Source organism: Mycobacterium sp. SMC-8 (assembly GCF_025263565.1).
In the GTDB taxonomy this organism is placed as follows: Bacteria; Actinomycetota; Actinomycetes; order Mycobacteriales; family Mycobacteriaceae; genus Mycobacterium.
In genome coordinates this window covers 4,643,827-4,658,542 of record NZ_CP079865.1, presented here as the reverse complement: position 1 = coordinate 4,658,542, position 14,716 = coordinate 4,643,827, and the positions used below count along the sequence as shown (strand labels likewise).

At 66.9% G+C, this 14,716-nt stretch carries 13 protein-coding genes and 1 pseudogene; 7 read left to right on the top strand and 7 right to left on the bottom strand.

Annotated features, from left to right (window positions below; translation table 11 throughout):
• Window positions 1-23: 23 nt before the first annotated feature.
• Window positions 24-2,261: an NADP-dependent isocitrate dehydrogenase gene (locus tag KXD97_RS22595; protein ID WP_260752558.1), complete on the bottom strand. Its 2,238-nt coding sequence runs from the start codon at window positions 2,259-2,261 to the stop codon at window positions 24-26.
• Between the two features lie 314 nt (window positions 2,262-2,575).
• On the opposite strand from KXD97_RS22595, the gene KXD97_RS22590 reads away from it, so the two are divergent.
• The 3 genes from KXD97_RS22590 to KXD97_RS22580 all read left to right on the top strand — a co-directional run bounded on the left by KXD97_RS22590 (window position 2,576) and on the right by KXD97_RS22580 (window position 5,416).
• The gene (locus KXD97_RS22590) at window positions 2,576-3,409 is read left to right on the top strand and encodes a hypothetical protein (protein WP_260752557.1); all 834 of its coding nucleotides are present in this window, start codon (window positions 2,576-2,578) and stop codon (window positions 3,407-3,409) included.
• Between the two features lie 40 nt (window positions 3,410-3,449).
• Window positions 3,450-3,779 (top strand): cupin domain-containing protein, encoded by a 330-nt coding sequence (locus tag KXD97_RS22585; protein ID WP_260752556.1) that lies wholly within the window; start codon window positions 3,450-3,452, stop codon window positions 3,777-3,779.
• Window positions 3,780-3,862: 83 nt separating this feature from the next.
• Window positions 3,863-5,416 (top strand): HNH endonuclease signature motif containing protein, encoded by a 1,554-nt coding sequence (locus KXD97_RS22580; RefSeq protein ID WP_260752555.1) that lies wholly within the window; start codon window positions 3,863-3,865, stop codon window positions 5,414-5,416.
• On the opposite strand, the gene KXD97_RS22575 is transcribed toward KXD97_RS22580, so the two are convergent.
• Window positions 5,389-6,087, bottom strand: coding sequence for a GAF and ANTAR domain-containing protein (locus tag KXD97_RS22575; protein WP_260758116.1), 699 nt, complete (start codon window positions 6,085-6,087; stop codon window positions 5,389-5,391). The two genes, KXD97_RS22580 and KXD97_RS22575, sit on opposite strands and share 28 nt — an antisense overlap.
• 346 nt (window positions 6,088-6,433) lie before the next feature.
• Here KXD97_RS22575 and KXD97_RS22570 point away from each other — a divergent pair, with 346 nt between their 5' ends.
• Complete coding sequence (locus KXD97_RS22570; RefSeq protein WP_260752554.1) at window positions 6,434-7,081, top strand: glycoside hydrolase; 648 nt, start codon at window positions 6,434-6,436, stop codon at window positions 7,079-7,081.
• A gap of 1 nt (window position 7,082) precedes the next feature.
• Here KXD97_RS22570 and KXD97_RS22565 read toward each other — a convergent pair whose 3' ends face one another.
• The 3 genes and pseudogenes from KXD97_RS22565 to KXD97_RS22555 all read right to left on the bottom strand — a co-directional run bounded on the left by KXD97_RS22565 (window position 7,083) and on the right by KXD97_RS22555 (window position 9,988).
• Window positions 7,083-9,125 (bottom strand): alkaline phosphatase family protein, encoded by a 2,043-nt coding sequence (locus KXD97_RS22565; RefSeq protein WP_260752553.1) that lies wholly within the window; start codon window positions 9,123-9,125, stop codon window positions 7,083-7,085.
• A 211-nt stretch (window positions 9,126-9,336) separates the two neighbouring features.
• A pseudogene (locus tag KXD97_RS33385) lies at window positions 9,337-9,482 on the bottom strand (arsenical-resistance protein); the annotation flags it as partial.
• Window positions 9,483-9,580: 98 nt separating this feature from the next.
• On the bottom strand, window positions 9,581-9,988 hold the full coding sequence (locus tag KXD97_RS22555; protein ID WP_260752552.1) for an ArsI/CadI family heavy metal resistance metalloenzyme: 408 nt from the start codon (window positions 9,986-9,988) through the stop codon (window positions 9,581-9,583).
• A 93-nt stretch (window positions 9,989-10,081) separates the two neighbouring features.
• Between KXD97_RS22555 and KXD97_RS22550 the strand changes: the two genes are divergently transcribed.
• The gene (locus KXD97_RS22550; RefSeq protein WP_260752551.1) at window positions 10,082-10,441 is read left to right on the top strand and encodes an Rv2640c family ArsR-like transcriptional regulator; all 360 of its coding nucleotides are present in this window, start codon (window positions 10,082-10,084) and stop codon (window positions 10,439-10,441) included.
• A 22-nt stretch (window positions 10,442-10,463) separates the two neighbouring features.
• Here the strand turns inward: KXD97_RS22550 and KXD97_RS22545 are convergent, their stop codons facing one another.
• Complete coding sequence (locus tag KXD97_RS22545) at window positions 10,464-10,766, bottom strand: hypothetical protein (protein ID WP_260752545.1); 303 nt, start codon at window positions 10,764-10,766, stop codon at window positions 10,464-10,466.
• A gap of 225 nt (window positions 10,767-10,991) precedes the next feature.
• Here KXD97_RS22545 and KXD97_RS22540 point away from each other — a divergent pair, with 225 nt between their 5' ends.
• Window positions 10,992-11,633, top strand: a complete 642-nt coding sequence (locus tag KXD97_RS22540; protein ID WP_260752542.1) for a hypothetical protein — start codon at window positions 10,992-10,994, stop codon at window positions 11,631-11,633.
• 9 nt (window positions 11,634-11,642) lie between these two features.
• On the opposite strand, the gene KXD97_RS22535 is transcribed toward KXD97_RS22540, so the two are convergent.
• Window positions 11,643-13,754, bottom strand: a complete 2,112-nt coding sequence (locus KXD97_RS22535; RefSeq protein WP_260752539.1) for a heavy metal translocating P-type ATPase — start codon at window positions 13,752-13,754, stop codon at window positions 11,643-11,645.
• 292 nt (window positions 13,755-14,046) lie between these two features.
• Here KXD97_RS22535 and KXD97_RS22530 point away from each other — a divergent pair, with 292 nt between their 5' ends.
• Window positions 14,047-14,643, top strand: coding sequence for a DUF305 domain-containing protein (locus KXD97_RS22530; protein WP_260752538.1), 597 nt, complete (start codon window positions 14,047-14,049; stop codon window positions 14,641-14,643).
• Window positions 14,644-14,716 lie beyond the last annotated feature (73 nt).

Sequence of the window (14,716 nt, the reverse complement as noted above, 5' to 3'; positions counted from 1 at the left end):
CGAGCAAACCAGCGGCCGCCCTGTCAGCTACGTGCCGCCTCCAGCGCTTCGTTGAAGGTGGGGCTGGGACGCATGACCTTGGTCGTCTTCTCCGGGTCCGGGTAGTAGTAGCCGCCGATGTCGGCCGGCTCGCCCTGGACCGCGTTGAGTTCCTCGACGATGGTGGACTCCTGGTCGGCCAGCGTCTTGGCCAGCGGCGCGAAGTGCTCGGCGAGTTCCTTGTCCTCGGTCTGGTCGGCGAGTTCCTGGGCCCAGTACATCGCGAGGTAGAACTGGCTGCCGCGGTTGTCGAGCTCCCCGGCCTTGCGCGACGGGCTCTTGTTGTTGTCGAGCAGCTTGCCGATCGCCGAGTCCAGCGTTTTGCCCAGCAGTTCGGCCTTCTTGTTGCCCGCCTTGGCGCCCATGTCCTCGAAGGAGGCGCCCAAGGCCAGGAACTCGCCGAGCGAATCCCAGCGCAGGTGGTTCTCCTCCAGCAGCTGGCTCACGTGCTTGGGGGCGGACCCGCCCGCGCCGGTCTCATACATCCCGCCGCCGGCCATCAACGGCACGATCGACAACATCTTGGCGCTGGTGCCCAGCTCCAGGATGGGGAACAGATCAGTGAGGTAGTCGCGCAGGATGTTGCCCGTTACCGCGATGGTGTCCTCGCCTCGGATCACCCGTTCGATCGTGTACCGCATCGCCCACACCTGCGGCATGATCTGGATCTGCAGGCCCTCGGTGTCGTGATCCTTAAGGTAGGTCTTGACCTTCTTGCGAAGCTCGATCTCGTGCGGGCGCTCGGTGTCGAGCCAGAACACGGCGGGCATGCCGGACAGCCGGGCACGGGTCACCGCCAGCTTCACCCAGTCGCGGATCGCGACATCCTTGACGATCGGCATGCGCCAGATGTCGCCCTCTTCGACGTTCTGACTCAGCAGCACCTCGCCGGTCTCGATGTCGACGATGTCGGCCACCCCGTCCTCGGGGATCTCAAACGTCTTGTCGTGAGAGCCGTACTCCTCGGCCTTCATGGCCATCAGCCCGACGTTGGGCACGGTGCCCATCGTGCGCGGATCGAACTGGCCGTGCGTCTTGCAGAAGTTGATGATCTCCTGGTAGATGCGGGAGAACGTGGACTCCGGGTTGACGGCCTTGGTGTCCTTGGTGCGGCCGTCGGCGCCGTACATCTTGCCGCCGAGCCGGATCATCGCCGGCATCGACGCGTCGACGATCACGTCGCTGGGCGAGTGGAAGTTGGTGATGCCGCGGGCCGAGTCGACCATCGCCAGCTCGGGGCGGTGCTCGTGGCAGCGGTGGATGTCTTCGATGATCTCCTCGCGCTGCGAGGCGGGCAGCGACTCGATCTTGTCGTAGAGATCGGACATGCCGTTGTTGACGTTGACTCCGAGCTCGTCGAACAGCTTCTGGTGCTTCTCGAAGGCATCTTTGTAGAACACCTTGACCGCGTGGCCGAACACGATGGGGTGGCTGACCTTCATCATGGTCGCTTTGACGTGCAGGGAGAACATGACGCCGGTCTTGTAGGCGTCCTCGATCTGCTCCTCGTAGAAGGCGATCAGCGCCTTCTTGCTCATGAACATGCTGTCGATCACGTCGCCCGCCTCGAGGGCCACCTCGGGCTTCAAGACGAGGGTCTCACCGCCTTTGGTGGTCAGCACCATCTTGACCTTGCGGTCCTTGTCGATGGTCATCGACTTCTCACCGTGGTAGAAGTCGCCGGTCTTCATCGTCGCGACATGCGTGCGCGACGCCTGGGACCACTCCCCCATGCTGTGCGGGTGCTTGCGGGCGTACTCTTTGACCGCCTTCGGTGCGCGACGGTCCGAGTTGCCTTGGCGCAGAACTGGGTTGACGGCACTGCCGAGCACTTTGGCGTAGCGCTCCTTGATCGCCTTCTCTTCGTCGGTCTTCGGGTCGCCCGGGTAGTCGGGCAGCTCGTAGCCCTTGGCCCGGAGTTCCTTGATCGCGGCCAGCAGTTGGGGCACCGACGCGCTGATGTTGGGCAGCTTGATGATGTTGGTCTCGGGCAGCTGGGTCAGCTCGCCGAGCTCGGCCAGATTGTCGGGCACCTTCTGGTCGTCGGGCAGCAGGTCGCTGAACTCGGCCAGGATGCGTGCCGCGACCGAGATGTCGGTGGACTTGACGTCGATGCCCGCCGCGGAGGCGAAGGTGCGCACCACCGGCAGGAATGCATAGGTCGCAAGCAGCGGCGCCTCGTCGGTCAACGTATAGATGATGGACGGCTGCTCGGCGCTCATTGTGGTCTCCCGCGTCAGTTTCGGTCAGTTTCGAAGGCACCCTTCCGGCGAAGCCTATCGAACCACTGCGTCCCGGGGATCTGTAGGAGTCGCGATCTGCGGCCCCGGCATCAGCTGCCCCAGCTGTCCACCTTTTGCCCGGGGGGGGCGGTGGGACGGGGCCCGCTTGGGGAGCCTCACCCCCGTCCGAGAGAACAGTTCCGGCACAGCACCATCACGGTTGGTGACGGCACCGGCAATTTCAATGGGGGCAGGGTGCGCCCACCGTTAGATTCACGCCGATCGAGCAAACGGATGGGCGAAAGAGGCCGGACATGTCATTGACCACACAGGCGGGCTGGGGTGCTGCGGCGCTGGGGACGGCGCTGCTCGCGGCCGGCTGTTCCTCGCCGCCCGCACCCGAGGGTGCGGCAAACGCGGCGGCGGTGACGCCCGCGCAGTCGGTGACAGGCTCGTTGGCCGAGTGGCAGGACGCGGTGTGCCGCGATGACGCCGGCACCGACTCCGGGACCCGCCACACCGTGGAAGGCGCCACCTGCGTGCCCAAAGACGGCGACGGCGTGGTGAACTTCGACCATTTCGAGTCCGAGCCGTCGATGGACTCCATGCTGTCGTGGCAGCCGTCCACCCACATCGCCGAAACGGTGGTCGACGGGAAACCGCTGGCGATATGGACGCCGTCCGGCGAGGTGTCCGACCTGGAACCTCTGAAGAACTTCGGCTTCACCGTCGCGTCGTACCAGGCGACGGGCCTCGCCCGCGCCACCGTCGACGCCCCCGCCGCACTGCCGTCCGGCGATGTCGAGACAATCCCCCCGAATCAGTACGGCTACGTCGTCGTGCAGACCGCCGCCGGTGACACCCAGTGCATCGTCGAGACGACGTTCATCGGATGTGAGACCGACGGATCCAACTGGCAGCAGCACGTCGACGGCAGTGGGCCCTACCACGGCGTGCGCATCAACACCGACGGCACCGGATCGTGGGTGGACGGCAACCTCGGCGCTGCGGCGCCGATGACGTTGGCGGACAAGACATATCGCGCACTCGGCTGGACCATCGTGACGACCCCGGCGGGGCTGCGCTTCACCAACGACAAGACCGGGCACGGCGCGGTCGTCAGTGTGCAGAGCGTGCGACCGTTCTGATGGGTTGACGCTGCGACACTTCACGGATCAAATGGCAGGCATGCAGAAGGTGTCGATCGAAGCGCTGGCCCGTCAGCAGCTGGAGAAGGCGACGTCCACCGGTCGCAACGCCGCCGACACCGTGGTGGGCGGCCACGAACGGGTGCTGCGGCAGACGGTGATCGGAATGCCGGCGGGCGCCGAACTCGGCGAGCACGAGAACCCCGGCGAGGCCTCACTGTATGTGCTCAAGGGTTCCGTGCGGCTGGTGTGTGGCGACCAGCAGTGGGACGCGCGCACCGGCGACATGCTGTTCATCCCCGACGCCCGACACTCGCTGGTGGCGCTCACGGAGGCGGCCCTGCTGCTGACCGTCGCGAAGCTGCCCTAGTCGTTCATGGCCGGTCAGCGGGGGCGGGGGCCGGAGGAAATTCGTGCACTGGCCGGTCGGTGGGGCCAGATAGAATCGAACACATGTTCGATAGATTGTATGCGGGGTTGGATGAGCCGGCCCTGCTCGCTGCGATCGAACAGGCTGCCCGCGAAGAAGCCCAGGCCGGGGCGCGCAAGATGGCCGCGATCGCCGAGTTGGTGAATCTGACGGTCGATGAGGATGACGAACGAGGCATGTGGGCCTTTGATCCGTGGAAGAACGCCGCCTGCCAGGTCGGGGCCGCGCTGTCGATCAGCCAGCAGCGCGCCTCGGCTCAGATGTGTGTTGCGACGGCGCTGCGTTACCGGCTGCCCAAGATTGCGGCCCTGTACCTGCAGGGCCGCCTGAGCGCCCGGTTGATTTCGGAGATCACCTGGCGCACCCACCTGGTCACCGACGACATCATCGCCGTCGTTGACGCGGCGCTGGCAACCAAGGCCCAGACGTGGGGACCGCTGTCGGACGAGAAACTGGTCAACAAGATCAACGCCGTGATCGAGCGCCACGACCCCGACGCGGTACGCCGCGCCAAGGAAGCCCTCAAGCAGCGGGATGTGCAGATCGGGGCACATGAGGACCCCGACGCGGTCACGTCGCTGTGGGGGTTGTTGTTGGCGCCGGACGCCGCGGTGTACAAAGCGCGGATTGCCCGACTGGTCAACGGTTTGTGCGAGGCGGATCCGCGTTCCATCGGTGAGCGGCGCTCCGATGCCATGGGCGCGATCGGTCGGGGCGAAGACCACCTGCGGTGCCGGTGCGGATCTTCGGCCTGCACCGCCAGCGGCCCGGCGAAATCACCGGTGGTGATTCACGTGATCGCCGACAAGGCGGCAGTCGATGCCGCAAAGCAGTTGATCGCCGCCGAGGACCGCGAACAGCAGAACATCGGGCACGAGGCCGAACCCGAGCCTGAGCGTGCGGAGCCCGAGCCTGAGCTCGATTCCTGCGCCCCCGATTCCGGGGTGGCGTTGCTTGCGGGGGCTCAGGTCCTGCCGATCGTGACGTTGGCAGAAACCATCCGCTCCGGAGCGTTGATCAAGCCGTTGTGGCTGCCTGGCCCCGATCCCGAACCGCACTACCAGCCCTCGGCGAAGCTGGCCGCGTTCATCCGCGCCCGCGATGTGTTCTGCCGCTTCCCGGGCTGCGATGTCCCCGCCGAGCGTTGCGACATCGACCACGTCGTGCCCTACCCCAACGGGCCCACTCACGCGTCGAACATGCACTGCAAGTGCCGAACTCACCACTTGATGAAAACCTTCTGGGGTGGCCCCCACGGCTGGCGCGACGAACAACTCCCCGATGGCACCGTCATCTGGACCACCCCGGCCGGGCAGACCTACACCACCACACCCGGCAGTCGACTGTTCTTCCCGACCTGGAACACCACCACCGCGCACCTGCCGCCGATGTCCCCACCCCCACCCGGGCCGGGCCGCGAGGTCCAGATGCCCAAACGCCAACGCACCCGCGCCGCGGACAGGGCTGCCCGCATCAAGGCCGAGCGTCAACACAACGCAGCCCAACGACTCATCGAGCAACAACCCCAAAACCCGCACCCGCCACCCGATTACGGCGACGACCCACCACCCTTCTGAGTCTGACGGCGGCGGCCACCGTCGCCACCGTTCTCGTCGTTCGGGTGGTCCAGGTTGACCAACCGCTCGGCCACCTCGGCGAGTCTGATGTTGGACTCCTGAGAGATCTTGCGAAGGAGATCGAACGCGGCCATCGCGTTGATGTCGAAACGCTCCATCAGGATGCCCTTGGCCTGGCCGATGACGTCCCGGCTGGCCAGCGCACTGCGGAACTGCTGCTGGCGGCGCATCATGTTCCAGGCCACGGTGGTGTGCGCGGCGTAGATCAGCCCGATCTCCACCGATTCCTCGTCGAAGGCGTGGGTCGGCTCCGCGTACAGATTGAGCGCGGCCAGTTTGCCGCCCTCGCTGAACAGCCGGAAGGACAGCACCGAGCGCACCGGGGTGCGCAGGATCGCCGCGTCCCGATACTGCGGCCAGCGGTCGTCGACATCGAGGTTTTCGATGCTGATGGTGTGGTGCTCCCACGCAGCCGACAGGCACGGCCCTTCTCCGGTCTCGCGCTGCACGTCGTCGAGCAGCACCGGATACGGGTGGGTCGGCCCCACGGACTCGATCTTGTCGCCGACGACGGTGATGCATCCGTACTGCGCGCCGGGCACGGACTCGACCGTCACGGTGTTGAGTTCGCGCAGGACCGACTCGACATCGCTGACCGCGCGCCGCTGCATGCTGTCGACCAGTTCGACGACGCTGTAGAGATGTCGCCGTTCCTTGGACAGTTCGGGTTTGGGCCCGTCAACCAGGCCCGGCGTTCCAGCTGACCGCACGTTGTCACTGGCGGACACGGAGTCCCCTCTCCGGCCCCGGCCCCGGGGCGACCCTCAGGTCGAGACCGGTTCCCGTTCGCTCGTGTGACGTCGGTGCACCACCACACCGGCGACGACGATGAACACCGCCGAGACTACCGACAGTGGGATGCCCTGTTGCGGACTTGGGCCATCAAACCCGGAACAGGCGGGACGAATTCCGCGATCGCGGTCGGACGGAACCGGACGGCCACTAAGGTGTCTGTCCGTGGGCAGCAAACTCTTGGCCAACGGACGAGGGCGGTGGCTGGCCGTCGCCACATCGCTCGTGGTGTCCGCGGGCATGGTCTACGCCCAGACCACGACGACACCCCGCCACGTGGAGACCCCTCCGAGCGCCGCCGGGCAGGAGCCCACACCGACGATGTCCGCGCCACCTCCCACCGAAGCGGAACTACTGGCCGCCAGTGCGCCGGCCGACGCGCGGGTGTTCGACTTCGCGCTGCCTGCCGGGGTCGCCCCCGAAGGCGGCTTACAGGTCAAGACGATCTGGGCTGCGCGCGCGATCAGTGCGATGTTCCCGGAGATCACCACGATCGGCGGGTACCGGCAGGATCCGCTGAAATGGCATCCCAACGGGCTCGCGATCGACGTGATGATCCCGAACCACAACAGCGAGAAAGGCATCGAGCTGGGCAACCAGATCGCCGGGTACGCACTGGCCAACGCGAAGCGTTGGGGTGTGTTGCACGTGATCTGGCGGCAAGGTTTCTACCCCGGCATCGGTGCGCCGAGCTGGACTGCCGACTACGGCTCGGAGACGCTGAACCACTTCGACCACGTCCACATCGCCACCGACGGCGGCGGCTACCCCACCGGCGACGAGTCGTACTTCATCGCCTCCATGCAGCGCTGACTCACACCGCCACCGAATCCCCGCACGCGAACACGGCGCTCGACACCCGCCCGCTGGTGCACACGAGCGCCACCAGATCCGGGGTGGAGACGCCCTCGGGCGCGTCCGGGAACGACGGCGGGGCGGGCGGCCACAGCGGGAAGATGCTCGCGCCGGTGACACCGGTGAGCCGCGCGACGATCTGCGCGACGACATTGGTGCCCACGTAGGTGAGTCCGCCGACGATCCTGACCGGGATGATCGCCAGTGCGGCCAGCGTGCTGATCAGGAAGATGTCCTGATCGACGATCGACTGCAGGCTTGCGGTGATGCCGTTGGTGAGCATGTCGACGTAGTAGGGCACCGACGCGAAGATGGTGCGCGCGCCCAGCGCCAGGTTCGTGCCGATGTCGGGATAGCCGTACTTGGCGATGATGTCCAGCAGTGTCTGGCGCAGCGCTTCGTCGTCGTTCACGGGCGTGAGGTCGGCGTCGCCCAATTCTGTCAGCGACACCCCGTCGAGGTTGTCGACGGTGGGCTGGAGGTCGAACAGCGACAGTACGGTCGGGGTCACGTCGACGATCGAGTACTTCGTGTTGACCAGGCCCTCACCGAACAGGCCGGGACTGCGCGCGACGACGAAAGTGGTTGTCTCATCTGGCGATTGGAATCCATGGCCGAAGCCCAGCTGCGGTTGGTGGCCGTGGTCGGTCACCATGATGATCGTCCACTTCTCACCCGTCGCGTCTTCCCACAGGTTGATGGCCTGCATGATCTCACCGAGGTTGCGGTCGAAGTTCGCCAGCGCCGCCAGGTATTCCGGGGAGTCGCCGCCGTACAGGTGCCCGTTCTCGTCGACGCCGACGAAGTAGCTGAACATGAAGTTCGCGGTATCGGCGCGCGCCGCCGCGATGGCGGCCTCGGTGAGATCGCCGACCCTGTCGTCGGTGAGCAGCCAGTTGGTGTCGCCGGCCACCTGCGCCACATTGAGCACTTCGTCGGCGCCGATGCCCGACGCCGCGATCGCCGAGATCACGTCCCAGTTGGCGATCGACGTGGTCTGGATGCTGCTGTTCTGCCCCTCGAGTTGGGTGAACACCGTCGGCCACTTGTCATACGTCCACGGCGTGAAGACGTTGTTGATCACGCCGGTCTTCTCGCCCCACGCCCCCGTCAGGATCGACGACCACGAGGGGTTCGAGATCGTGGTGTGCCCGACGATGGTCGATGCGGCGGTGGTGCCTCCCTGCATCAGGCTGAAGAAGTTGGTGGTGAGTTCCGGATTGGCCAGCACGCGGGACAGGTTCGTACCGTCCACGCCGATCACCAGCACGTTGGGGGTGCCGTCGTCGATGTAGGCCGCCGCGGCGGTGGTCGCCGCCGTTCGCCTGATTGCGTTGCGCTCCAGCTCGTCTCGCACCGCGGCCAGCGACGCCAGCATGGTGGCACCCTCGAGCGGTGCCGCGGGCGCGGGTTGCGGCTGCGGCGTGAGCGGCGAATCCACCAGATCGGTGACGACGGTGAGCAGTGTGGGCTCGGGTGCCGGCTCGGCCGGTGCGGTCGGCGGCGCGGGGGTCGTGATCTGCGGGTCGGTGCTCGTGGATTCCGGTGGGGTGCCCGTGGCTTCCGGTGGGGTGGCGGTATCGACGGTCACCACGGTGTCGACGGACTCGACGTCGGCGACGGCTTCGTCTACCTCTGCGGCCGTCTCGGTCGGTTCCAGCTCAACCCGGGCTTGCCGGTCCCCCGAGCTCACCTTCACGTCGTCGGGCTCATCGGCGTCGTCGGGCTCATCGGTGTCGTCCTGCTCCGCGGCGTCCTCGTCGGCCGTCTCGTCGGTCGTCTCGTCGCCGCCCGTGTCCTCCGCGACGCCGGTGTCGCCCGCCCCATTCGCCGACGATGCGTCGGACGACGGTGCGGACGTACCCCCGGACGGGGATTGGCTGGAACTCGAGGATTCGGTCGTCTCGGCGGAGGCCACGCCGGGCGCGGACGCCACCGCCCAGCCCACTCCCAGTGTCACCGCGAGTGCTCCGACGCGACCAATGTGGTTGGCGTAGCCCATGACAATCCTCCCGACCGAGCGCGTGTCAGCGGCGTCGGCCTGAGCCGTCGCTGCCTGTTCGCTGATTGCGCTGTCCGTAAATTACGCCCCGTCGGGGGTTCGCTGGCCGTGTTTGGGCGAGATGGGTATGGGTGCGATCGACGGGCCTCGTCAACCGGGACGACGTGCAGAACCGGTTCGCCGCAGCCACCATCGAGGGCCGGGGAGGTCGGGAGCCATCCGGGCTCCTCGACGGGGGGGAATGGCGGCGCAGGCCCAACGATACATAGACCAGCGCGACCAGGACGGGGACCTCGATCAGTGGTCGGACGGCGCCGGGCCCGAGGGCGCGCCGTAGGTCGCGATCGTGATCGCGACCTACGGCCGAGGAGGTATCCCCAGCGGCAGGAACCGGTACAGCGTAAGACCTTTCACGCAACCGTCGTTCGGTGCCCGCCGGTATTCCGCTCAGGGATTCAGCAGCACGACGCTGACGCCGCGGGAGCAACTCCGAACGTCTCCGAATCGGCTAGCACGGTGTAGACCTCCCACTTCTCGCCTCCCGGTCCGGTGACCCACACCTTGTCTTGGGTGGCGAAGCAGCACGTCGTCCCGATCTCCTCCTCGGTGAACATCTCAGCTTCGGTCAGCCGGGCGATCTCGGCATGCACGGCCTCGCTCGAGGCCACCTCGACCCCTAGGTGGTTCAGGCTGCCACCCTTGCCGGGGTTCTCCAGCAGCACGAGCTTGAGCGGCGGGTCGGCGACGACGAAGTTGGCATAGCCCGGCTTGACCTTGGCCGGTTCGACGCCGAAGAGTTTGCCGTAGAACGTGATTGCCTCGTCGAGATCGTCGACGTTGAGCGCCAGCTGCACACGGGACATTACGCACCTCCAGGTTTGCGACATATATCGAATTGGCGCGTCCACTATGCGCCACCTTTTCGATATATGTCAAGAGTGTGGCAAGATGGCGTCATGCCCAAGGCATTGCCCGTCATCGACACGACCGCACCGGTGTGCTGTGCACCCGTCGCGTCCGGCCCTTTGTCCGACGCCGATGCGCTCGAGATCGCGGTGCGACTCAAGGCGCTGGCCGATCCGGTGCGCGTCAAGATCGTGTCGTACCTGTTCAGTTCCGCTTCCGGCGAGGAGATCTCGGGTGACCTCGCCACGGTGCTGAGCCTGAGCGAGTCGACTGTGAGTCACCACCTCAGTCAACTCCGGAAGGCCGGCCTGGTGCTGTCCGACCGTCGCGGAATGAACGTCTACCACCGTGTCCGGCCCGAGGCGCTCCAAGCGCTGTGCACCACGCTGGATCCGAACTGCTGCCGGTAGTGCAGACCGGCGGCGCGTCGGTCTAGATAACCGGCTGCGGCGCTTCGGTCGCGGCGACGGGTTGGTCCCGTCGCCCGTCGTCCGGTACCGCCATCGGCTCCCGGGGCGAACGGTCGGCCCCGCCGCGCCAGCCGGCATAGCCGAGTCCCGCACTGACAGCCGTGTACGTCGCGGCTTCGATCCAGGCATACTTTGCGCCCCAACGCCTTCCGCGAAAGACGGGTTCGCTCAACACTCCTGAGGAGATCGCGACGGCGTACGCCACGTGGGTATACGCCAACCCCGCGAACACTCCAGAGAAGAACTTGCATACTTCACGCTTCATCTGCCTCACCTTTCATCGTCACCGTTGTGGCGTGCGCTTTAAGTCTCGGCGGGGATGTCAGGCCCCTGCCAGAGCCGAAGGACCCTGCTATAGCGCGCGGAGCTCGACGGACCGTGGGCCAAACCCCCCACTCGCGGCCTCGACCCGGTGACGAAGAAATCTCGGTCCGGTCGAGATGTGGATTCAGGCAACCGTTCCGCGGCCGGGTACTGACATCATCGGACGGTGACAGCCAGGACAGCGACAACGACCGACAGCGGACTGGCGGCGCGCCTCGCCGCGCTTGCCTCCCTCGGTGCAGCCGTCATCCATTTTGCCGTCGTCGGTAGCCACTGGCACGAATGGATCCCGGCGGGCCTGTTCTTCGTCACCCTCGCGCTCTTCCAGCTGGTCTGGGCGGGGCTGATACTCACCCGGATGACGACACCGGTGCTCGCCGCCGGGATCACGGTCAACGTCGGAGCGGTCGTGTTGTGGGCGCTGTCCCGGACAGCCGGACCACCGTTCGGCCCTCATGCGGGTGTGGCAGAGGTCGTCGCGGCCGCGGACCTGTGCGCGCTGCTGCTGCAGATCTACGTCGTGATGGGAGCCGGGTGGGTGTGGTACCGCGGTCACCGCGGAGATCTGATCCCCCTCTACGCGAATGCGGTGGTGCTGATCGGCGCCGCCACGGTCGTCGCGCTGGCCTCGACCGTCGGTGTGGCGTCGGGTCTTCGGCACAGCCACCATGCAGAGCCGGCGATCGCGCCGCGGACGGTGGACCCGATGGGCACGCCTACCCCACCGCAACCGCGGGAGGCCCCCGCCGCTCCGGCGCAGCCTGCGCAGAACGGCCACACCGATCACGCTCACGACCACGCCGGGTGAGGTCGCCGGTCAACGGTTCAGGACCGCTCGGGTGCTGGCCTCGGGCCGCAGATCGATGCGCCGCAGCAACTGCGCGTTGAGCGCCACCACAACCGTCGACAGAGACATCAACAGCGCCCCGACGGACATCGGCAGCACGATTCCGACGGGGGCGAGCACACCGGCGGCCAGCGGCACGGAGACGAGGTTGTATCCCGCCCCCCACCAGAGGTTCTGTTTCATCTTGCGGTAGGTGGCGACGGACAGCTGGATCACCGAGAGCACCGAACGTGGATCGGAGCTGGCGAGAATGACGCCCGCAGAGGCGATCGCGACGTCCGTCCCCGCGCCGATCGCGATGCCCACATCGGCCTGCGCGAGGGCAGGCGCGTCGTTGACACCGTCACCGACCATCGCGACCTTCTTGCCTTCCTGTTGCAGCGCAGCGACTTTGGCCGCCTTGTCCTCCGGGCGCACCCCGGCGAACACGCGGTCGATGCCGAGTTCGCGGCCTACGGCACCGGCGACCGCCTCGGCGTCGCCGGTGATCATCACGACTTCCACGCCCAGCGTGTGCAGCGCGTCGACCGCCTCCCGGGATTCGGGGCGGATCTCGTCGGTCAGGCGCAGGCCGCCCAGGACGGTGCCGTCACGTACGACGTGCAGGATGATCGCCCCCTCGTCGCGCCAGTCGGAGGCGGCCCCGACCTCGGCAGCGCCGACCTCCTCGAGCAGGCGCGGGCCGCCCACTCGGACCTCGTGCCCGTCGACCCACGCGGTCACCCCGACGGCCGGGGACGAGGAGAACCCGGTAGCACGGGGCACTGCGAGCCCCCGTTCCTCGGCGGCGCGCACGATGGCCCGTGCCAGCGGATGTTCGCTGTCCGCCTCGGCCGCGGCCGCGAGCGCGAGCACCTCATCCTTGCTGGCCTCGCCGGCGGTCTCGATCGCCGTAACCGTCGGTTCACCCTTGGTCAGGGTGCCGGTCTTGTCGAACAACACGGCGTCCACCGTGCGCATGCTCTCGAGCGCGAGCCGGTCCTTGATCAGAACGCCGCCCCGGGCGGCGCGTTCGGTGGCGATGGACACGACCAGCGGGATCGCCAGACCCAGCGCATGAGGGCAGGCGATGACGAGCACGGTGATGGCCCGCACCACGGCGGCATCGGGATCGCCGACGGCCGTCCAGACCACCGCGGTAAGCGCGGCGGTGAGTAGGGCGAACCAGAAGAGCCATCCGGCGGCCCGGTCGGCGAGGCGCTGAGCCCGCGACGAGGAGTTCTGCGCCTCGGCGACCAGGCGCTGAATGCCGGCCAGCGTGGTGTCGGCACCGGTGGCGGTGATCTCCACCCGCAACCCGGAGTCGGTGGCGACGGTGCCGGCCGTGACGGCATCCCCCACCCCGCGGGTGACCGGGCGGGATTCCCCGGTCACCATCGACTCGTCCATGTCCGCGCGGCCGTCGACGATCCTGCCGTCGGCCGGGACCCTGCCGCCGGGCCGGACCACCACCACGTCGCCGACCTGCAACTCCGCCGGGGAGACGGTGACGGTGTGATCGCCCTCGACCTTCTCGGCCTCATCGGGCAGCAGCGCGGCCAGTGAGTCAAGCGCCGAGGTCGTCTGAGCCAGCGCGCGCATCTCGATCCAGTGGCCGAGCAGCATGATGACCACCAGCAGCGCCAGCTCCCACCAGAACTCCAGCTCGTGGTGGAGCAGGCCCAGGCTCGCGCCCCAGGACGCCACGAACGCGACCGTGATCGCCAGCCCGATCAACAGCATCATTCCCGGTTTGCGGGACCGGATTTCGCTCACCGCGCCCATGAGGAACGGACGCCCGCCGACGACGTACATGACCGTGCCGAGCAGCGGCGCGATCCAGCGCACACCCGGCAGGTCCGGCACCTGGTAGCCCAGCAGCATCGCGAACATACTCGAGAATGCGACCACCGGGACCGCGAGAATCAGGTTGACCCAGAACAGTTTTCGGAACTGCGCCACGTGATCGCCGCCGTGGCCGGCGTGCCCGTGCGCCGTGGACGATCCGGGATGCGCGGCACCGTGGCCCAGTGCGGTTGCATCACGGTGTCCGTGCCTGTCGGTGGCAACCGGTGGGCCGTGGCGATCGTGAGGGTGTGTCATGCCGCTCCTCTCGGGAGTCGCACAGTGCCCGGTGTGCGGACGGTTCGCGTCACAGACCCCGCCGGGGCTCGCGGAGCGGGCAACGCAGTCGACATTATACCCCCTATGGGTATGGACGCCAGGGCTATCCGTGACGCCTCGAAAGCCTTCTTCGTCCGGGGCTTTGTGCTTTATCAATTCTTCACAGAACGCCTAGGCCCGCTCAAGGCCAAGCGGGAAGGCTTGTGAGCTGACTGAACGTGAACGAGGAGAGGAATGTGCTGTGGACAGGAAGAAGAGCCTGGTCGTCGCCATGGGCGCGCTGGCCGCGATGACGGTCGTCGCATCGTGTGGCAATTCTGCGGACAATCAGGCCCAGGAGGCGCCTGCCTCCCCGACCACGTCGCAGACCGCCGGTGCGGCGCCGGTCGCCGCCCACAACCATGCCGACATGATGTTCGCCCGGCACATGATCCCGCATCACCAGCAGGCCATCGAGATGAGCGACATGATCCTGGGCAAGCAGGACATCGACCCTCGGGTGGCCCATCTGGCGCGGCAGATCAAAGACGCGCAGGGCCCGGAGATCGAGACGATGCAGTCGTGGCTCGATCAGTGGGGCATGGCGGGCATGGACGGAATGCCCGGCCATTCCACGATGCCGGGAATGGCAGGCATGGACGGGATGATGTCACCGGCGCAGATGCAGGCACTGCAGAATGCCCAGGGCGCGGAGGCCGCCAAGCTGTTCCTCACCGGGATGATCACGCACCATCAAGGCGCGATCGCGATGGCGGAGAACGAGATCCAGAACGGTCAGTTTCCCGACACGGTAGCACTGGCCGAGTCGATCAAGACCAGCCAGCAAAAGGAGATCGACACCATGAACGACCTCCTAGATTCGTTCTAGACTTCACACGGTGGCGATCGCGATAACAGGCCGCGGCGAGCAGATCGACCCCTAAACCCCGGTAGGTTTCGAT